Source organism: Cellulomonas sp. ICMP 17802 (genome assembly GCF_041295535.1).
Lineage (GTDB): Bacteria > Actinomycetota > Actinomycetes > Actinomycetales > Cellulomonadaceae > Cellulomonas.
On sequence record NZ_JBGFQZ010000025.1, the window covers coordinates 1 to 19,673 of the forward strand.

Here is a 19,673-nt window from a genome sequence, read left to right on the forward strand (position 1 = left end):
TACGGCGTCGGCGAGGTCCGCGAGCACGCGGGCGTCGTGGTCGACCGCCCGCGGGTCGTCGGCGAGCGGCGCGTCCGGTCCGTGCCGCCCGCTGCCGGAGCCGACGACGACCATCCCGGTCGGCCCGTCGGACACCAGCGAGCGACCCAGCGCCGCCAGCTCGTCCGCGCCCTGCGCGCCCGTCACCTCGACCACCCGGAGCCCGTCCGTGCGACCGGCGCGGACCAGCAGGTGGAGGGCGACGGCGCCGGCGACCGACGCCTGCCCCGCACCCGACCCGGGCAGGACCGCGTCGCGCACCGGCCAGCCCAGCAGCCGGTCGGGGATCCCGGCCGCGCCGAGGGTGGGCCGGACCGTCCCGGCCAGCTCCCGCGGCGCGCGACCGGGTGCGACGACGACGATCGTGCGGGCCTCGGACGCGACCACCTCGCGGACCGCGTCCAGCGCGGCCGCGCGCACCTCCGCGAGCACGGGTGCCGCCCCGGCGGTGCCGGGCACGAGCAGTGCGGTGTCGGGGACCAGTGCGGCGCGGACCAGCATGCGCCGAACCTACGCGACACCTCGGTCCACCCGGATGACGCCGCCGTCTGTGGGCGAGCGCCGGTACTGTCGTGCGCATGGGGTCGTTCGGGGAACGTGCGCGGCGATGGTTCGCGGGACGTCCGCGCCCCGAGCCGGCCGAGCGGCTGCCCGCTCCGGAGCCCGACGACGACGAGCTGCACGACCGCGTGGCCCAGCTGCTCGCGCGCGAGCTCGGGGTCGCGGAACCGGCGCTCGACCTGCCCACCGACGTGACGCCGGCGCGGATCGCCGCGTGGATGACGAACAACCAGTTCAGCTACTTCGTCGACAACGACGGCGACCTGGGCGGCCTGTGGCGGGGTCGGTTGTTCTACTTCTTCCTGTTCGGGGAGAAGTCGGAGATCCTCCAGGTCCGGGGGCAGTGGCACCGCGAGGTCGCGATCGAGCGCCTGGAGGAGGTGCTCGACGTCTGCAACGAGTGGAACGCCGACCGCATCTGGCCCAAGGCGTACGTCCGCGTCCGCGACAACGGCCGCGTGCACGTGGTCTCCGAGGTGGCCACGGACCTCGAGCACGGGGCCACCGACGCGCAGCTGAGCCAGATGCTCTTCTGCGGCCTGTCGACCGGCAGCATGTTCTTCGACGCCCTCGACGAGCGGTACCCGGACCCGGCGGGAGTGGCGCCGTGAGCGGCCCGGGCTGGCTGCTGCGGGTGCTCGGGGGGCTGCCCAAGCCCACCAAGCGTCCGACGCCCGACGACGAGCCGCCGGCTCCCCTGACCCGCGAGCGCATCGCCGACTACCTGGTGGGCCGGGGCTACCGGTTCGTGGTCGACGACGACGGCGACCTCACGGGCACGTGGGACGGCAGCCGGTTCTGGTTCCTGCTCCTCGGCGAGCAGCAGGAGATCCTCCAGGTGCGCGGCCGCTGGCACCGCAGCCTGCCCCTCGACCAGCGCGAGGGCGCGTCGCTGGCGATCAACGACTGGAACCGCGAGCGCATCTGGCCCAAGGCCTACCTGCGCGAGGAGGAGGGCGTCCTCGCGCTCTACAGCGAGGTGTCCGCCGACTTCGAGCCGGGCGTCACCGACCCCCAGCTGGCCCAGCTGCTCGCCTGCGGGCTGGGCACGGGCGTGCAGATGTTCTCGTCGCTGGAGGCCGTGCTCCCCCACGACGGCGCCCCGCCGCCGGACGTGCCCGACAACTGACCCCGGTCAGCGCCGGACGACGGTCGGGAGCCCCAGCACGACCGGACCCGCCGGCCCGCCGGTGCCGCAGGAGTCGCCCGCGCCGCCGTGGCTGTGCTCGTCGGTGCCGTCCTTGCGCCGCTCCCAGGCGTCGCCCGCGGCCGTGCGGCGCACCGCGAACGTGCCCCCCGTCAGCGCCGAGTCGGCCACCAGGTGGTACGGCGCCGCGCGCGTGACGGTCACCCCGACCAGGTCGCCGGGGCGGGGCACGTCGGAGCCGTCCTCGGGCAGCGCCAGGTGCACCAGGCGGTTGTCGGCGGCCCGGCCCGTCACGCGGTGCGTGGCGTCGTCCTTGCGACCGTCGGCCTCGGACACCAGCACCTCGACCGTCCGGCCGACCTGCGCCTGGTTCTCCTCGTGCGAGATGCGGTCCTGCAGGGCCGTCAGGCGCAGGTAGCGCTCCTGCACGACCGCCTTCGGGATCTCGTCGGGCAGGTCGAACGCCGGGGTGCCGGGGCGCGGCGAGTACTGGAACGTGAACGCCGAGGAGAACCGCGAGGCCTCGACCACGCGCAGCGTCTGCTCGAAGTCCTCCTCCGTCTCGCCGGGGAAGCCCACGATGATGTCGGTGGTGATCGACGCGTCGGGCATCGCGGCCCGCACCCGGTCGAGGATGCCGAGGAACTTGTCCGAGCGGTACGAGCGCCGCATGGCCCGCAGCACGCGGTCGGAGCCGGACTGCAGCGGCATGTGCAGCTGCGGCATCACGGTCGGCGTCTCGGCCATGGCCGCGATGACGTCGTCGGTGAACGAGGCCGGGTGCGGGGACGTGAAGCGGAGCCGCTCGAGACCCTCGACCGCCCCGGCGGCGCGCAGCAGCTTGGCGAACGCCCCGCGGTCGCCGAAGCCGACGCCGTACGAGTTCACGTTCTGGCCCAGCAGCGTCACCTCGATGGCACCCTGCGCCACGAGGGCCTCGATCTCCGCGAGGATCTCCCCCGGCCGACGGTCGCGCTCCTTGCCGCGCAGGTGCGGCACGATGCAGAACGTGCAGGTGTTGTTGCACCCGACGCTGATGGAGACCCAGCCGGCGTAGACCGACTCGCGCCGGGTGGGCAGCGTGCTGGGGAAGACCTGCAGCGACTCCTCGATCTCCACCTGCGCCTCGGCGTTGTGGCGGGCGCGCTCGAGCATCGCGGGCAGCACGTCGAGGTTGTGGGTGCCGAACACGACGTCGACCCACGGCGCGCGCTCGACGATGCCCGCGCGGTCCTTCTGCGCCAGGCACCCGCCGACCGCGATCTGCATGCCCGGCCGCGCGCGCTTGGTGCCCGCCAGCCGGCCGAGGTTCCCGTACAGCTTGTCCGCCGCGTTCTCGCGGACCGCGCACGTGTTGATGACGATGACGTCGGCGTCCTCGGCCGCGGCGTCGGCGGCGCTGGCGGCGACGTAGCCGGCCTGCTCGAGCATGCCCGCCATGTGCTCGGAGTCGTGCACGTTCATCTGGCAGCCGAGGGTCTTGACCAGGTAGGTGCGCGCCTGCGGGGTCGCCGACGGGACGTACGGCAGGGCGGTGGGCAGGGTCGTGGACATCACCGACCAGGGTACGGCGACCGGGGCGGCAGCCCCGCATCGCGGGCGGCGCTCGGCGGTGAGCGCTCGCCAGATCGGACATTCCTCCATAGGTTCGACCAATGGGGGACCTTGCTGCTGCCGTGACCGAGCATCCGACCGACGCCCTCGTGGAGCTCCGCGGCGTCGACAAGCACTTCGGCTCCCTGCACGTGCTCCAGCACATCGACCTCACCGTGCGCCGCGGTGAGGTCGTCGTCATCATCGGCCCGTCCGGCAGCGGGAAGTCCACGCTCTGCCGCACGATCAACCGCCTGGAGACCATCGACTCCGGGACCATCGCCCTCGACGGGCAGCCGCTGCCCGCCGAGGGCCGCGCGCTCGCCAGGCTGCGGGCCGACGTCGGCATGGTGTTCCAGTCGTTCAACCTGTTCGCGCACAAGACCGTGCTGCAGAACGTGGTGCTCGGGCAGGTCAAGGCCAAGGGCGTCAAGCCGTCGCAGGCGAAGCAGATCGCGCTGGACCTGCTCGAGCGGGTGGGCGTCCGCGACCAGGCCGACAAGCTCCCCGCGCAGCTCTCCGGCGGTCAGCAGCAGCGCGTCGCCATCGCCCGGGCCCTGGCCATGCAGCCCAAGGTCATGCTCTTCGACGAGCCGACCTCTGCGCTGGACCCCGAGATGATCAACGAGGTCCTCGACGTCATGGTCGGCCTCGCGCGCGACGGCATGACGATGATCGTCGTCACCCACGAGATGGGGTTCGCGCGCCGGGCGGCCCACCGCGTCGTCTTCATGGACGGCGGCCAGATCGTCGAGGAGGCCGACCCCGAGACGTTCTTCACCGCCCCCACCAGCGCCCGCGCGCGCGACTTCCTGTCCAAGATCCTCACCCACTGACCCGACCGACGACCCCACAGGAACCCGACCGACACCGATCACACACACACAAGGGGGACACATGATGCACAGAGGACGACTGGTACTGGCCCTGGCCGCTGCGGCGACTCTCTCGATGGCCGGCTGCTCGAGCGGCGACGACGAGAACGACGCCGGCGCGACCGGCGGCTCGTCGGCGAGCGGCGGCGCGAAGGGCACCGTCAAGATCGGCATCAAGTTCGACCAGCCCGGCCTGGGCTACCAGGACGGCAGCGAGTACACCGGCTTCGACGTCGACGTGGCGAAGTACGTCGCGGGACAGCTCGGCTACGGCGAGGACCAGATCGAGTGGGTGCAGTCGCCCTCGGCCCAGCGGGAGACCCTGCTGCAGAACGGCCAGGTCGACATGATCTTCGCCACCTACTCGATCACCGACAAGCGCAAGGAGGTCGTCTCCTTCGCCGGTCCGTACTTCGTCGCCGGGCAGGACCTGCTCGTCGCCGCCGACGACGACACCATCACCGGCCCCGAGGACCTCGAGGGCAAGAACCTCTGCTCGGTCACCGGCTCGACCTCCGCGCAGCGCATCAAGGACGAGTACGCCACGGGCACCAACCTGCTCGAGCAGCCGGGCTACGCCGAGTGCGTCACCGCGCTGACGGCCGGCACCGTCGACGCCGTCACCACCGACGACATCATCCTGGCCGGCCTGGCCGCCGTGCCCGCCAACAAGGGCAAGGTCAAGGTCGTCGGCAACCCGTTCTCGGAGGAGAACTACGGGGTCGGCATCCCCAAGGGCAGCGACAAGTGCGAAGACATCAACACGGCCATCCAGAAGATGATCGACGACGGCACGTGGCAGGAGCTGCTCGACAAGAACGTCGGGGCGTCCGGCTACAAGGCGAACGCGGACCTGAACCCGCCGACGCCCGCCGCCTGCAGCTGACTCGCCTCCCGGGGACCCCCGCGGCGATCGCGCGGGTCCCCGGGGCACCCGAGAGCAAGGAGCGTCGGTGGACGACGGGTTCCTCCAGCAGTTCGTGTCGCTGTTCGGCGAGTTCGACGTGCCCGCCGCGTTCTGGGTCAACATCCAGCTGACGTTCTTCGCGGGCATCCTCGCCCTCGTCCTGGGCACCGTGCTGGCGACCATGCGGATCTCGCCCGTGCCGAGCCTGCGCTGGGCCGGGTCGACCTACGTCACGCTCCTGCGCAACACCCCGCTCACGATCATCATGGTGTTCTGCGTCCTCGGGCTGTGGGGCCAGCTGGGCTTCACGCTCTCGGCCAGCTTCCAGACGAACTTCTTCCGGCTCGCGATCCTGGCGCTGGCCGTCTACCACGCCGCCTTCGTGTGCGAGGCGCTGCGGTCGGGCGTGAACACGGTGCCCGTCGGGCAGGCCGAGGCGGCGCGCGCGATCGGGCTGTCGTTCTGGCCGGCCGCGCGGCTGATCATCCTGCCGCAGGCCTTCCGCGGCTCCGTCGCCCCGCTGGGCAACGTGCTCATCGCGCTCACCAAGAACTCGACCGTCGCGTCCGCCGCGGGCGTCGCGGAGGCGTCCGGCCTGATGAAGACGATGATCGAGTTCCGGCCCGACGTGATCGTCGCGATCTTCCTCACCTTCGCGCTGGGCTTCGTCATCATCGTCGTGCCCATCGGCCTGGCGACCACCGCGCTCTCCCGACGACTGGCGGTGGCCCGATGAGCACCCTGTTCGACGTCCCCGGACCGGTCGCCCGCCGGCGCATGGTCTGGGTCAACCTCGCCGCGACCGTGGTGGTCGTCGGCATCGGGGCGTGGGTGCTCGCGCGCCTCGGCGCCAAGGGCCAGCTCGACCCCGCGCTGTGGGCGCCGTTCCTCACCGCCAACCCGTGGACCAACTACCTGCTGCCCGGCCTGCGCGACACCCTCAAGGCCGCCGGGATCTCGATCGTGACGGCCGCCGTCTTCGGCCTCGTCTTCGGGCTCGGGCGGCTGTCCACCTCGCGGGTGGTGCGCACCGTGAGCGGCACGGTCGTGGAGTTCTTCCGCGCCGTCCCCGTGCTGCTGATGATGATCTTCTTCTACCTCGGGCTCGGTCAGCTGCGGGTCATGGAGCCCTCCGACGTGCCCCTGGTGGCCGTGGTGCTGGGGCTCACGTTCTACAACGGCTCGGTGTTCGCCGAGCTCGTCCGCTCCGGCGTGCACGGCCTGCCGCGCGGGCAGCGGGAGGCGGCTCTCGCCGTCGGCCTGCGGCCCGCCCAGTCTCTGCGCCTGGTCGAGGTGCCGCAGGCCCTCATCGCGATGCTGCCGGCGATCGCCAGCCAGCTCGTGGTGATCCTCAAGGACACGGCGCTCGGCGTGATCATCACCTACCCCGAACTGCTCGACGCCGCCCGGCGGTTCGGCTCCGGCAACGGCAACATCCTGCAGTCGCTCGTGGTCGCGGCGCTGGTCTTCATCGTCATCAACTACGGCCTGACCAAGCTCGCCGACCTGCTGGCCAGCCGCGTGGGTAAGCGGACCGCGGGCAAGCCGCGCGCGGAGGCGCCCAGCCTGGTCGTCGCCGTCGGCAAGGACTAGCTCAGCCGGCGGTGGCGCTCGCGCGCATCTCCCGGACGACCGTCACCTTGATCTCGCCGGGGTAGGCCAGGTCCGCCTCGATGTGCCGGGCGATCGCCACGGCCAGCTGCGGGAGCGCGAAGTCGTCGACCTCGGACGGCTCGACGACCACGCGGACCTCCCGGCCCGCCGACATGGCCAGCGCCCGGCGCACCCCCGCGTGCGCGGCGACCAGCTGCTCGAGCTTGTCGATGCGCTCGACGTACTGGTCCAGCTCCTCGCGGCGCGCGCCCGGCCGCGCGGCCGAGATGGCGTCCGCCACCTGGACCAGCACCGCCTCGACCGTCTCCGGAGGCACCTCGTCGTGGTGCGCGGCGATCGCGTTGACGACCGTCGCCGACTCCCCGTGCCGGCGCGCGAGGTCGGCCCCGACCGACGCGTGCGTGCCCGCCACCTCGGCGGTGAGCGCCTTGCCGATGTCGTGCAGGAAGGCGCCGCGCCGGCTGACCTCGACGTCGGCGCCCACCTCGGCGGCGAGCGCCGCCGCGAGCAGGGCGGTCTCCACGAGGTGCTCGAGCACGTTCTGGCCGTAGGAGGTGCGCAGCCGGAGCCGGCCGAGCGTCCGCACCAGGGTCGGGTGCAGGCCGCGCACGCCCGCGCGCTCGGCTGCCTCGTGCCCGGCGGCGTCCGTGCGCTCGTCGGCACCCGCGAGCGCCTCGGCGTACGCCTGCTCGATCCGCTGCGGGTGGATGCGCCCGTCCGCCATCAGCGCCTCGAGCGCCACCTGCGCGACCTCCCGGCGCTCGGTGTCGAAGCACGAGAGCACGACGGCGTCCGGCTGGTCGTCGATCAGGACGTTCACGCCCGTCAGCGCCTCGAAGGACCGGATGTTGCGGCCCTCCTTGCCGATGATCCGGCCCTTCATCTCGTCGGACGGCAGCGCGAGCACGGTCAGCGCCGACTGCGAGCTGGTGGGGACCGCGAGCCGCTGCACCGCCGTCGTGACGATCCGCCGGGCCCGTCCCTCGGCCGTCCGGCGCGCCTGCGCCTCCGCGCGACGCACCTGCGCCGCGGCATCGTTCTGCGCGTCCGCGGCGATCCGCCGGGTGAGCTCGGCCCGGGCGTCGTCGGCGGTCAGGCCGGTCACCGACTCGAGCTCGGCCAGTGCCGCACGCTCGGCCTCGGCGGCGCGCCGTGCCGTGTCGCGCTCGGCGTCCTCGACCATCCGCGTCGCCGCGCGTCGTGCCTCGGCGGCGGCCTCCGCGTCGGCACGCGTCCGCCGCTCGAGCTCGTCGGCCGCTGCCCGGTCGGACGCGAGCTGCTGCTCCCGCTCCGTCAGCCGCCGCTCCCGGCGCTCGACGTCGGCCAGCATGGTGCGCGCGTCGTCCTTGATCGAGGCGACGTCCCGCTCGGCCTGCTCCCGCTGGACCCCGGCCTCGCGGCGGGCGACGAGCACGAGCACCAGGGCGACGAGACACGCACCGAGGAGCCCCACGATGGTGGCGATGGCTCCTGCGTCCACGTCGTCCTCCTGGTCCGGTCGCGTCGGACGCGCAACGGGGCCGGTGCGCGGTGGAGCCCATTGTCACCCACGGGTACGCACCGTCGACGCCAACGCCACCCGGGCCGAACCCGCAGATTCCCGACCAGATCCCCCGCGGTCAGTCGCTCAGGTCCGGGCCGCCGATGCTGTCGACGTCCTCCGCGCCGGCCCGCGCGAGCTCCTCGCGCACGAGGCGCGACACGAGCCCGGGCGGGTAACCCTTGCGGCCGAGGGCCGCGAACGTCCGGCGCGCCTGCGTCTGCGCGTCCAGCCCGGAGGTGGACCGGAGCTTGCGCCGCACGAGCTCCCGCGCGGCGACCTCCTCGTCGTCGGAGTCGACCTGCTCGAGGGCCTCGCCCGCGAGCTCGTCGTCGATCCCCCGCCGCCGCAGCTCGACCGCGATGGCTCGCCGGGACAGGCCACGCTCCGCGTGCCGGGTCCGCACGACCATCCGCGCGTACTCGGCGTCGTCGATCAGCCCGACCTCGGTGAACCGGTCGAGCACCCGCCCCGCGACCTCGTCGGGTACGTCCTTGCGGGCCATCGCCTCGGCGAGCTGCGACCTGCTCCGCGCGGACGACGTCAGCAACCGGAGCGCGATCGCCCGGGCCACGGACTCGTGGTCAGGCTCGGCGTCGTCGGCGGCAGACCCGGTCGGGGGCGGCTCGGTGCCGCGCCACCCCCGACCGCGGGTGCTGCTGGTCATGCGACGGCTCAGAAGTCGACGGCCACGGGGGCGTCGGCCGGGGCGTCGACGCGTGCGCCGATGCCGAGCTTCTCCTTGATCTTCTTGTCCAGCTCGTTGGCCAGGTCGGGGTTGTCGCGCAGGAACGCCCGCGCGTTCTCCTTGCCCTGGCCGAGCTGGTCGCCCTCGTACGTGTACCAGGCGCCGGACTTGCGCACGAAGCCGTGCTCCACGCCCATGTCGATCAGGCTGCCCTCGCGGGAGATGCCGACGCCGTAGAGGATGTCGAACTCCGCCTGCTTGAAGGGCGGGGCCATCTTGTTCTTGACGACCTTCACGCGCGTCCGGTTGCCGACCGCGTCCGTACCCTCCTTGAGGGTCTCGATGCGGCGGATGTCCAGGCGCACCGAGGCGTAGAACTTGAGCGCCTTGCCACCGGTCGTCGTCTCGGGCGAGCCGAAGAACACGCCGATCTTCTCGCGCAGCTGGTTGATGAAGATGGCCGTGGTGCCGGACTGGTTCAGCGCGCCGGTGATCTTGCGGAGCGCCTGCGACATGAGCCGGGCCTGGAGGCCGACGTGGCTGTCGCCCATCTCGCCCTCGATCTCCGCCTTGGGCACGAGCGCGGCGACCGAGTCGATGACCACCACGTCGATCGCGCCGGAGCGGATCAGCATGTCCATGATCTCGAGCGCCTGCTCGCCGGTGTCCGGCTGCGAGACCAGCAGCGCGTCGGTGTCGACGCCCAGCTTCTTGGCGTACTCCGGGTCCAGCGCGTGCTCGGCGTCGATGAACGCCGCGATGCCGCCCGCCTTCTGCGCGTTCGCCACCGCGTGCAGCGCGAGCGTGGTCTTGCCGGAGGACTCCGGGCCGTAGATCTCCACGACGCGGCCGCGGGGCAGCCCGCCGATGCCGAGCGCGACGTCCAGCGCGATGGAACCGGTCGGGATGACCTCGACCGGGGCGCGACCGTCGTCGCCGAGACGCATGATCGACCCCTTGCCGAACTGGCGGTCGATCTGGCTGAGTGCGGCCTCGAGGGCCTTGGCGCGATCCTGGGGTGCGGGCATGTCGACCTCGTCTGACTCGGGCAGCGGATGCTGCGGTACGGGGGCTGGTCTTGTTGCGAGCGACGCTATGTCCGACCACTGACATCCCGACCGGGCCGCCCCCTCCCCCGGGATCCGGCGTGCGCCGGAGGGGGCTGTGGGAGGCTCGGTCGCTCACCCGCACGAACCACACTAGCCGAACAGATGTTCGATGCACGCGACACGCCGTCAGCGTGTCGCGTCCACCGTGATCTGCTCCCCCGGGGTCACCACGCGCACGTCCAGGCCCGGCGCGACCCGGGCCGCGGCCGCGGCGAAGGCCGGTCCCGCGCGGTCCATCCAGCCCGGCGGCAGGCGTCGCGAGACCGGCGCGTGCAGCGTCCCCCAGTGCACGGGCACCGCCACGCGGGCGCCGACCGCGACGCACGCCCGGGCGGCCTGGACGGCATCCATGTGCCCGCCCGAGAGGCGCGGCCCCCACCCGCCCACCGGCACGAGCGCGAGGTCGATGGGACCGCCCGCGAGCACCGGGATGATCGACATGCTGGCGAACGGCGCGGTGTCGCCCGCGAACCAGACCCGCACGTCGTCGGTCGCCACGACGAACCCGTGCGTCGAGTTCGGCCGGTGCGGCATCTGCCGGTGCTCGTGCACCGCGGGCACCAGCCGCACGCGGACGTCCGAGCCCGGCACCGTCCACCACTCGAGGTCGGTGAGGCCGTGCCCGCCCGCCACGCCGTGGCCGCGCAGCCAGCGCGCGTTCGTCGGCGCGGTGAGCACGGGCACGTCGCCGAGCAGGCGCAGGGAACCGAGCTCGGCGTGGTCGTGGTGCAGGTGCGAGAGCAGGACCGCGTCGGCGCCCTCCCAGTCCTCGGCGAGCGGTGCGGCGCCCCGACGGCGGAGCAGCCCCGCGTGCCGCTGCAGGAGCGGGTCGGTGAGCAGCCGGACGCCGTCCACGTCGAGCACCGTGCTCGCGTGGCCCAGCCAGCGCACGCGCAGGGTCACGGCCGCAGGCCGGCAGCGTCCGCCCAGCGCACCAGCTGCTCGTGCACGGCCTCCGCCCCGACCAGGATCTCGTCGTCGCCCACGGGCTCGCGGAGCTCGTCGGCCATCTCCCACCGGGCCGGGTGCAGCAGGAACGCGTGGTTCTGCGCGCCCCCGATCCCGCCGTGCGAGCCCACCTGACCCTCGAACGCGTGCACGTGGCCGCGGTCCGTCACCGTCGAGACCAGCAGCAGGTCGCCCGTGTGCGGCAGCCGCGCGGCGCGCAGCAGGTCGGCGCGCCCGCGCGGCCCGTACGGCTCGAGCGGGTCCTCGCCCTCGGGCTCCGCGCCGGGCTGCTCGAGCAGCACCAGGCCCCGCGGACCGACCGCCACGAGCCCCCGGGCCTGGGTGTCGACGACGACGACGCCCACCCCGGGACGCGCGGCGAGCCCGGCGACCATGCCGGGCCAGCGCTCCTGGAAGTCCTCGAAGGTCAGCCGGTGCGGCACCTGCGGGAACCAGACGAGCCCGAGGTTCCCCGAGCCGACGGTGACCACGTCGGGCAGGTCGTCCGCCGGCGCGGGCTGCTTCGGGCGCCCCTGGTCGGGGCCGAGCACCGTCGAGCCGCGCGACAGGTTCAGCGCGCTGTTGAGCAGGGCGTTGAGCGGGCCCCAGTCCTCCCCCGTGCTGCTCTCGACGCCGTCGGCGGCCGGCTGCGCCATGAGCGCCCGCACCGAGTCGAGCAGCGTCTCGCCCCCGAGCTGCTCGTAGGTGGCGCCGAGCGCCTGCCCGTGGTCCGAGAGCACGACGATCTCGTAGTCGCGCGGGGCCACCGCGATCACCCGCTCGAACGTGCCGAGCACGCGGTCCAGGCCCTCGAGCGATCGCAGCGACTCGGGGCGGGTGGGGCCCGCGTGGTGCGCGATCTCGTCGTAGTCGACCAGGTCGACGTACACCGTCGGCGCGCCGCGCAGCAGCGCCTCGGACACCAGCGAGGTGTTGAGGTCGCGCAACAGCACGTTGGTGATCCCGCGCAGCACGACGTACCAGCCGGCGCGCGAGATGCGCGGCTCCACGCCCCGCACGCGCTGCCGGTGGGCCTGGTAGAGCTCCTTGAGCATCTCCCCCACGGACACGGTCACGGCGCGGGCCAGCACGAACGGGCTGGCGAAGAAGCGCACGTACGCCGGTCCCGGCCCGAGCCCGCCGTCCGGCCCCTTGGTCCGCGACTTGCTCATCACCACGAAGCTGGTCGCGGCGTCGCCCGAGAACATCGTCGAGACGGCCGTCCCGCCGCCCGCGAGGAGCCCCTTGCCGGTGGTGAGCCGCTGCTCGACCAGCGCGGCGTCCTCGGGGTGGTTGGTGACCACGAGCCGGCCGAGGTCCCGGTCCCACCAGCGGAACGCCGGGATCTGCGACGAGTCCCCGTGCAGGAGGCCCGCCTGGCTGGCCGGGGTGGTGGACGGGATGCGCGCCCACCAGTGCTCGAGGCGGTGGCTGCCCGTGGTCATCCAGCGCTGCACGGTGGGCGCGAGCCCTGCCTCGATGGCCTCGCGGAGCACGGGGGCCGCCACGCCGTCGAGCTGCACGACGAGCAGGCCGGCCTCCCGCGGCTCCCCCGCCGTCGGCGCGCGGACGCCCTCGCGGCGCGCCTGGCGACCTGCGCGCCGCACGAGGTCGGACACGACGTAGTCGCTGTTGCTCGCGCCGATCAGCCAGCGACCGACCGCCATGACGATCGCGGTGAGCACCAGGACCGCGAGCACGGACCAGACCGTGTCCACGGCGAACCCCGGCACGACGGTCAGCGCCAGCCACAGCACGGCCACCTGGGCGAGCAGCCCGAGGCCGAGGGCCAGCCCGGCGCTGCCGCGGCGCGCGAGGAAGCGCAGCGGGACCCGGAGCAGCAGGTCGCCGGCAGCGACGACGAGGGCCGCGAGCACGATCGCCGCGACGTCGTCGGCGCTCACGCCGCGGCTGAGCGCGACGGCGACCGCGAGGCCGAGGCCCGTGGCGACGAGGGTCAGCACCGCCTCGCCCACGTCGCGGACGGTCGGGACCCAGGTCGGGGTGCGCGTGCCGGGCCGGGACGTCATCGGTGTCTCCTAGGCGCGGGGCGGGGCCGGACGGCGGGCGTCGGCGCCCCAGCGCGCGCTGTCCGGGATCTCGAGCTCGTCGCACAGCGCGTGCCACACGGTGCGGGGCTCCACGTTGTCGTCGAGCGCCTGCATGGCGGTCCGCTGGTCGAGCCCGCGGAGCACCAGCTCGCGCGCGAGCTCGCGGCCGTGCGCGTTGCCGAGGACCTCGTCCACCAGCTGCCAGAACTCTCGTAGCCTCACGGGTGACAGCCTGCCACCCGCGGCGGCGCGCAGGTGTCGGTGGGGGCCGACACAATGGCCCGGTGGTGCTCGACCGCTTCTCCGACCCGACCCGGGCGTGGTTCACGGGCGCGTTCGCCGAGCCCACGACCGCGCAGCTGGGGGCGTGGACCGCGGTCGCGGGCGGCGACCACGCGCTGGTCGTGGCCCCCACCGGGTCCGGCAAGACGCTCGCCGCGTTCCTGTGGGCGCTCGACGGGCTGCTGACCGGCGAGGCACGCGCCGACCCCGTGGAGCGGTGCCGCGTCGTCTACGTCTCGCCGCTCAAGGCGCTGGCGACCGACGTCGAGCGCAACCTGCGCTCGCCCCTGGTCGGCATCCGGCAGGCGGCGACCCGCCTCGGCCTGACGCTGCCGGACGTCAGCGTCGGCATCCGCACGGGCGACACCCCGCCCAGCGAGCGGCGCGCGTTCGCGACGAAGCCGCCGGACATCCTCATCACCACGCCCGAGTCGCTGTACCTCGTGCTGACGTCGGGCGCACGGGCCGGTCTCGCGGGCGTGCGCACGGTGATCGTCGACGAGATCCACGCGGTCGCCGGCACCAAGCGCGGCGCGCACCTGGCGCTGTCGCTCGAGCGGCTCGACGCCCTGCTCGACCACCCCGGCGGGCCCGGCCCGGCGCAGCGCATCGGCCTGTCGGCCACGGTCCGGCCGGTCGACGCGGTGGCCGAGTTCCTCGGTGGCGCGCGCTCGCGGGAGGACCGGGGGCGGTCGGTCGTCGTCGTGCAGCCTCCGTCGACCAAGAAGATCGTCGTCGACGTCGTGGTGCCGGTCCCCGACCTCGCGGACCTGCGCAGCGCGACGCCCGCGGCCGAGGAGCTCGACCTCTCCGGCGCCGCGGCCGGCGAGCTGCCCCGCCCGTCGATCTGGCCGCACGTGGAGGAGCGCGTCGTCGACCTCGTCGCACAGCACCGCTCCACGCTCGTGTTCACCAACTCGCGCCGCGGCGCCGAGCGGCTCACCGCGCGGATGAACGAGGTGTGGGCCGAGCGGTCCGGGGGTGACGTGCCCGATCCCGCCACGTTCCGCGCGGCCGCGGTCCCGGGGCAGTCCGGCACGGCCGTCGGCGTCGACACCCGGGACGCCGCGACGATCCTGGCGCGCGCCCACCACGGGTCGATGAGCCGCGCGGAGCGGACCCGCACCGAGTCCGAGCTCAAGGCCGGGCTGCTGCCCGCGGTCGTGGCCACCAGCTCGCTCGAGCTCGGCATCGACATGGGCGCCATCGACCTGGTCGTGCAGGTGGGCTCGCCGCCGTCGGTGGCCAGCGGGCTCCAGCGCGTCGGCCGGGCCGGCCACCAGGTGGGAGCCGTGTCGCGCGGCATCGTGTTCCCCACGTTCCGCGGCGAGCTCGTGCCTGCGGCCGTGACCGCGCAGCGGATGCGGGAGGGCTCGCTCGAGGCGCTGCGGATCCCGCGCAACCCGCTCGACGTGCTCGCGCAGCAGATCGTCGCCATGGTCGCGGTGGAGGACTGGTCGCTCGAGGAGCTCTCCGCGGTGGTGCGCCGGGCGTCGCCCTTCTCGGGCCTGGGCGACGCCACGCTGCGCGCGGTGCTCGACATGCTGGCCGGGCGGTACCCCAGCGAGGAGTTCGCGGAGCTGCGACCGCGGCTGGTGTGGGACCGCGTGCGGGACGTGCTCAGCGGACGGCCCGGCGCCCTGCGGCTCGCGGTGACCAGCGGCGGCACCATCCCGGACCGCGGCCTGTACGGGGTCTTCCTCGCGGGCAGCGCGACCACCAGCGACGTCCCGGTCGACGCCGAGCGCAGCGGGGGCACCGTGCGCGGCGGAAAGCGCGTGGGCGAGCTGGACGAGGAGATGGTCTACGAGTCGCGCGTCGGCGACATGTTCACGCTCGGCTCCAGCACGTGGCGCATCGACGACATCACGCCCGACCGCGTGCTGGTCACGCCCGCCCCCGGCGTGCCCGGCCGGCTGCCGTTCTGGAAGGGCGACGCCCCCGGTCGGCCCGCGGAGCTGGGGCAGGCGATGGGCGCCTGGGTGCGCGAGCTGGGCGCGCTGACGCCCGACGACGCCCGCGCCCGCGTCGAGGGCGCCGGGCTGGACCCGTGGGCGGCGGACAACCTGCTCACCTACCTGAGCGAGCAGCGCGAGGCGACGGGCGAGGTGCCGACCGACACCGTGCTGGTGGTCGAGCGGTTCCGCGACGAGCTGGGCGACTGGCGCGTGGTCCTGCACTCGCCGTACGGCGCGCGGGTGCACGCGCCGTGGGCGATCGTGATCGGCGCGCGCCTGCGGGAGCGCTACGGGGTCGACGCCGCCGCGATGCACTCGGACGACGGCATCGTGCTGCGCCTGCCCGACATGCTGGACGCCGGGTTCGAGGGCGGCCTCGGTGTCGACGACCCCTGGGCCGAGCCCACCGGACCGGCGATCGACATGGCGGACCTGCTGCTGGACGCCGACGAGGTGCTCGACGCGGTCCGGGCGGAGCTCGGCTCGTCGGCGATGTTCGGCGCGAGGTTCCGCGAGGCGGCGAGCCGCGCGCTGCTGCTGCCCAAGCGCCGGCCCGACCGGCGCCAGCCGCTCTGGCAGCAGCGGCAGCGCTCCGCCCAGCTGCTCGCCGTGGCCGCCGAGTACCCCGACTTCCCGATCCTGCTCGAGGCCGTCCGGGAGTGCCTGCAGGACGACTTCGACACCGACGCGCTCGCCACGCTCATGCGCGACGTCGCGGCCCGCCGGATCCGCGTGGTCGAGGTCACCACCACGCAGCCGTCGCCCTTCGCGCAGTCCCTGCTGTTCGGCTACACCGCGCAGTTCCTCTACGACGGCGACGCCCCCCTGGCCGAGCGCCGCGCGGCGGCCCTGACCCTCGACCCGACGCTGCTGGCCGAGCTGCTCGGGCAGGGCGGCGAGTCGCAGCTGGCGGACCTGCTGGACCCCGAGGCCGTCCTGCGGACCGAGGCCGAGCTCAGCGGCCGGGCACCCGAGCGCCAGGCGGGCACGCTCGAGCAGCTCGCCGACGCCGTGCGGCGGCAGGGGCCGCTGACCGCCGACGAGCTGGCCGAGCGCACCAGGCCCGAGGTCCGCGACCAGGTGCCGGCCTGGCTGACCGAGCTCGAGAGCGCCCGGCGGCTGATCCGCGTGCGGCTCGGCGCGGTGGCGCCCGAGCGGGCCGACCAGTGGGCGGCCGTCGAGGACGCCGGGCGCCTGCGCGACGCCCTCGGGGTCGCGCTGCCGGTGGGCGTGCCCGAGGTGTTCACCGAGGTGGTGCCCGACCCGGTCGGCGACCTGCTGCGCCGGCACGCGCGCACCCACGGGCCGTTCACGGCGGCGCAGGCCGCCGCCCGGTTCGGCTGGGGTGTCGCGGTGGTGACGGAGACGCTGCGCCGGATGGAGCGGCTCGGCGTGCTGGTCCAGGGGCGCCTGCGCCCGGACGTGCTCGGCGGCACCGGCGACGAGTTCTGCGACGCCGACGTGCTGCGGACGCTGCGCCGGCGCTCCCTGGCCGCGCTGCGCGCCGAGGTCGAGCCGGTCGCCCCGCAGGCGCTCGGCGTCTTCCTGCCCCGCTGGCAGGGCGTCCAGCCGGTCGGCCGGTCGGGTCGCAGCTCGGCGACCGGCTCGCTGCGCGGCGTCGACGGTGTGGCGCGCGTGGTCGAGCAGCTGGCCGGCGCGGTCCTGCCGGCCTCGGCCCTGGAGACCCACGTGCTGCCCGCGCGCGTGACCGACTACGCGCCGTCGATGCTCGACGAGCTCACCGCCGCGGGCGAGGTCGTCTGGTCCGGGCACGGCGCGCTCGCCGGGCACGACGGCCTGATCTCGCTGCACCCGGCGGGCGTCGCGGATCTGACGCTCCCGCCGGCCGCCGCCCCGCCCGACTCGCCCCTGCACGCCGCGATCCTCGAGGCGCTGGCCGGTGGCGGCGCCTGGTTCCTCGGCGCGCTCGCCGAGCGCGTCCGCCAGCTACGGCCCGACGAGGCCTCGCCGACCCAGTCCGAGGTCGCGGAGGCCGTGTGGGACCTGGTGTGGACCGGGCACGTGACCAACGACGGGCTCGCGCCCCTGCGCGCGTGGCTGGGCAGCGGCAGCACGGCGCACCGCACGCGGGCGGCGGCACCGCGCGGTCGGCAGCTGCGCCCGCGGCTCGGGCTGCGCGCCGCCGTGCAGCTGGCCGGCGATCCCGGCGCCCGGTCGTCCGCGCTCGGGGTCAACGGGGCCGCGAGCGGGGGCCGGTGGTCGCTGCTCCCCGCCCGCGAGGCCGACCCGACGCTGCGCGCCCACGCGCTCGCCGCCCAGCTGCTCGACCGGCACGGCATCCTCACGCGGGCCGTCGCGCCGGCCGAGGGCATCGGTGCCCGCTTCGCCGACGTCTACCGGGTCCTGTCCGCGCTCGAGCAGGGCGGGCAGGTGCGCCGCGGCTACTTCGTCGAACGTCTCGGCGGCTCGCAGTTCGCTCTGCCGGGCGCGGTCGACCGGCTCCGCGTCGACGCGCAGGTGGTCGACCGGGCGGCCGACGCCCAGGCCGCCCAGGACCCGCAGGTGGTCGTGCTCGCCGCGACCGACCCCGCCAACCCGTACGGCGCCTCGCTTCCGTGGCCCGCCCCGGGGCCGGCCGCCGACGACGCGGCCGCCGGCCGCCACCGCCCGGGCCGCAAGGGCGGCGGGCTCGTGGTGCTGGTGGACGGCGCCCTCGTGCTCTACCTCGAGCGCGGCGGCCGCACCGTGCTGTCGTTCACGTCCGACGCCGCGGTGCTCACGGCGGCCGCCGACGGGCTCGCGTCGACCGTGCGGACGCGGCGCACCGGTCGGCTCACCATCGTGCGCATCGACGGCGTCGAGGTCCTCGCCGGCGCGCTGCACGGCACGCTCGGGCAGGCACTCGTCGCGGCCGGGTTCGCCACCACTCCCCGCGGCCTGCGTCTGCGGGACCGGCCGTGACGGCGGGCGTGCGTGCCTGAGGGCGACGTCCTGCGCCGGACCGCCGACCGGTTCCAGCTCGCGCTGACCGGGCACGTCGTCGTCCGGTCGGACCTGCGCTGGCCGTCGGCCGCCACGGTGGACCTGACCGGCACGACCGTGCTGGAGACCCGGTCGTACGGCAAGCACCTGCTGACCCGGTTCGACGACGGGCGCACGCTGCACACCCACCTGCGCATGGAGGGCTACTGGCGCATCTGGCGCACGGGCAGCCGGGAGGCCGCGGCCCGCTCCCCCCAGGTCCGTGCGGTGCTCGCGACCGAGGAGTGGACCGCCGTCGGGCACCACCTGGGCATGCTGGACGTGGTGCGCACGCGGGACGAGCGCACGCTCCTCGGACACCTCGGACCGGACCTGCTGGGCGAGACGGTCGACGTCGACGAGGCGCTGCGGCGCTGGTCGGCGCGGGGCTCCACACCGGCGGCCGAGGTGCTGCTGGACCAGACCGTCGTGGCCGGGATCGGCACCATCTTCGCCGCCGAGTCGCTGTTCGCGGAGCGCCTGTGGCCGTGGACGCCGGCCGACGCGGTGCCGGACCCCTCGCGGCTGCTCGCTGTCGCCCGCCGCCAGCTGCAGCGCGCCGTCGCCGAGGGGAGGCCGCCGGGACACGTGCACGGGCGACTGCGCCGGCCGTGCCACCGCTGCGGAACGCCGATCGCGGTGGGTCAGGCGCGCAAGCCGCCCATGGAACGGCCGATCTTCTACTGCCCGCGCTGCCAGGCGGCGCCGGCCTGAGCGCGAGCCGACCGTCCCGGAGACGCGCAACGGTCCGCGGACGGGTGTGTCCACGGACCGTGCAGGATGACGCCCGGGCCTCGCGGTCCGGCGTCGTGGGCGCTCGCGAGCAACCCACCGATCGGGCGGAGCGCCCGATCACTCGGTGATGGCCGAGGCCTCCGATCAGCCGATGGCGGCGAGCTCCGACCGCGACCGCGCCCAGCCGGAGTCGGCGGCACCGGCCACCGACGCCGCGAGGTCCGCGGGCACCGTGTCGGGGATCAGCAGACCCTCGGCGACGGCGACACGATCACTGACCTCGCGCAGCACGAGCGACATCGGGACGTCGAGCGCCTCGCAGATGCTGTTCAGCAGCTCCGACGACGCTTCCTTCTGACCCCGCTCCACCTCGCTCAGGTACCCGAGCGAGACGCGGGCTGCCGACGACACCTCACGCAGGGTGCGCCCCTGGCGCTGTCGCGCGTCCCGCAGCACATCGCCGATCTCTCGACGGAGTACAACCATCCGGGCTCCCCCTCTCGCGTCACGTGCCACATCCGCCCCGGGAACCGGAGTCCTCTGCGGACCCGGAACCCCTGCGGATCCCTGAAGGATTCCACCGTACCTTGCACCGCCGACACGCGAAGGCAGGCGTCGTGCCGGAGGTCGAGTGCTCATCACGG

16 protein-coding genes and 1 pseudogene are annotated in these 19,673 nt (G+C 74.5%); 8 read left to right on the top strand and 9 right to left on the bottom strand.

Annotation, left to right across the window (positions count from 1 at the left end; genetic code table 11):
* Nucleotides 1–540: pseudogene (locus AB5970_RS15245) on the bottom strand (hypothetical protein); the annotation flags it as partial.
* 77 nt (nt 541–617) lie between these two features.
* Between AB5970_RS15245 and AB5970_RS15250 the strand changes: the two are divergent.
* Nucleotides 618–1,211, top strand: a complete 594-nt coding sequence (locus tag AB5970_RS15250) for a YbjN domain-containing protein (protein WP_370504794.1) — start codon at nt 618–620, stop codon at nt 1,209–1,211.
* Nucleotides 1,208–1,729 (top strand): YbjN domain-containing protein, encoded by a 522-nt coding sequence (locus tag AB5970_RS15255; protein ID WP_370504795.1) that lies wholly within the window; start codon nt 1,208–1,210, stop codon nt 1,727–1,729. The genes AB5970_RS15250 and AB5970_RS15255 overlap by 4 nt, the downstream gene beginning before the upstream one ends.
* Before the next feature lie 6 nt (nt 1,730–1,735).
* On the opposite strand, the gene miaB is transcribed toward AB5970_RS15255, so the two are convergent.
* Nucleotides 1,736–3,301, bottom strand: coding sequence for a tRNA (N6-isopentenyl adenosine(37)-C2)-methylthiotransferase MiaB (gene miaB, locus AB5970_RS15260; RefSeq protein ID WP_370504796.1), 1,566 nt, complete (start codon nt 3,299–3,301; stop codon nt 1,736–1,738).
* Between the two features lie 101 nt (nt 3,302–3,402).
* Here miaB and AB5970_RS15265 point away from each other — a divergent pair, with 101 nt between their 5' ends.
* The 4 genes from AB5970_RS15265 (at nt 3,403) to AB5970_RS15280 (ending at nt 6,715) form a co-directional block, all read left to right on the top strand.
* Nucleotides 3,403–4,176: an amino acid ABC transporter ATP-binding protein gene (locus tag AB5970_RS15265; protein ID WP_370504797.1), complete on the top strand. Its 774-nt coding sequence runs from the start codon at nt 3,403–3,405 to the stop codon at nt 4,174–4,176.
* A gap of 61 nt (nt 4,177–4,237) precedes the next feature.
* Complete coding sequence (locus AB5970_RS15270) at nt 4,238–5,101, top strand: glutamate ABC transporter substrate-binding protein (protein WP_370504798.1); 864 nt, start codon at nt 4,238–4,240, stop codon at nt 5,099–5,101.
* A gap of 67 nt (nt 5,102–5,168) precedes the next feature.
* On the top strand, nt 5,169–5,858 hold the full coding sequence (locus tag AB5970_RS15275) for an amino acid ABC transporter permease (RefSeq protein WP_370504799.1): 690 nt from the start codon (nt 5,169–5,171) through the stop codon (nt 5,856–5,858).
* Nucleotides 5,855–6,715 carry an amino acid ABC transporter permease gene (locus AB5970_RS15280; protein ID WP_370504800.1) on the top strand — a complete coding sequence of 287 codons (861 nt, stop codon included), beginning with the start codon at nt 5,855–5,857 and terminating at the stop codon, nt 6,713–6,715. The genes AB5970_RS15275 and AB5970_RS15280 overlap by 4 nt, the downstream gene beginning before the upstream one ends.
* A 1-nt stretch (nt 6,716) precedes the next feature.
* On the opposite strand, the gene rny is transcribed toward AB5970_RS15280, so the two are convergent.
* The 6 genes from rny to AB5970_RS15310 form a co-directional block, all read right to left on the bottom strand.
* Nucleotides 6,717–8,216, bottom strand: coding sequence for a ribonuclease Y (gene rny, locus AB5970_RS15285; RefSeq protein WP_370504801.1), 1,500 nt, complete (start codon nt 8,214–8,216; stop codon nt 6,717–6,719).
* A 139-nt stretch (nt 8,217–8,355) separates the two neighbouring features.
* Entirely contained in the window at nt 8,356–8,943 is a 588-nt protein-coding gene (locus tag AB5970_RS15290; RefSeq protein ID WP_370504802.1) for a regulatory protein RecX, read from the bottom strand.
* A gap of 8 nt (nt 8,944–8,951) precedes the next feature.
* On the bottom strand, nt 8,952–9,992 hold the full coding sequence (gene recA / locus AB5970_RS15295; protein WP_370504803.1) for a recombinase RecA: 1,041 nt from the start codon (nt 9,990–9,992) through the stop codon (nt 8,952–8,954).
* Between the two features lie 207 nt (nt 9,993–10,199).
* Nucleotides 10,200–10,976, bottom strand: coding sequence for an MBL fold metallo-hydrolase (locus tag AB5970_RS15300; RefSeq protein WP_370504804.1), 777 nt, complete (start codon nt 10,974–10,976; stop codon nt 10,200–10,202).
* Nucleotides 10,973–13,051 carry an alkaline phosphatase family protein gene (locus AB5970_RS15305; RefSeq protein WP_370504805.1) on the bottom strand — a complete coding sequence of 693 codons (2,079 nt, stop codon included), beginning with the start codon at nt 13,049–13,051 and terminating at the stop codon, nt 10,973–10,975. The genes AB5970_RS15300 and AB5970_RS15305 overlap by 4 nt, the downstream gene beginning before the upstream one ends.
* 9 nt (nt 13,052–13,060) lie before the next feature.
* Complete coding sequence (locus tag AB5970_RS15310; protein ID WP_370504806.1) at nt 13,061–13,294, bottom strand: DUF3046 domain-containing protein; 234 nt, start codon at nt 13,292–13,294, stop codon at nt 13,061–13,063.
* 62 nt (nt 13,295–13,356) lie between these two features.
* On the opposite strand from AB5970_RS15310, the gene AB5970_RS15315 reads away from it, so the two are divergent.
* Together AB5970_RS15315 and AB5970_RS15320 are read left to right on the top strand one after the other, a co-directional pair.
* Nucleotides 13,357–18,234: an ATP-dependent helicase gene (locus tag AB5970_RS15315; protein WP_370504807.1), complete on the top strand. Its 4,878-nt coding sequence runs from the start codon at nt 13,357–13,359 to the stop codon at nt 18,232–18,234.
* A 12-nt stretch (nt 18,235–18,246) separates the two neighbouring features.
* A complete protein-coding gene (locus AB5970_RS15320; RefSeq protein WP_370504808.1) occupies nt 18,247–19,008 on the top strand; it encodes a DNA-formamidopyrimidine glycosylase family protein in 762 nt (253 codons plus the stop codon).
* Between the two features lie 165 nt (nt 19,009–19,173).
* On the opposite strand, the gene AB5970_RS15325 is transcribed toward AB5970_RS15320, so the two are convergent.
* Nucleotides 19,174–19,515 carry a helix-turn-helix domain-containing protein gene (locus AB5970_RS15325; RefSeq protein ID WP_056021088.1) on the bottom strand — a complete coding sequence of 114 codons (342 nt, stop codon included), beginning with the start codon at nt 19,513–19,515 and terminating at the stop codon, nt 19,174–19,176.
* Between the last annotated feature and the right edge of the window lie 158 nt (nt 19,516–19,673).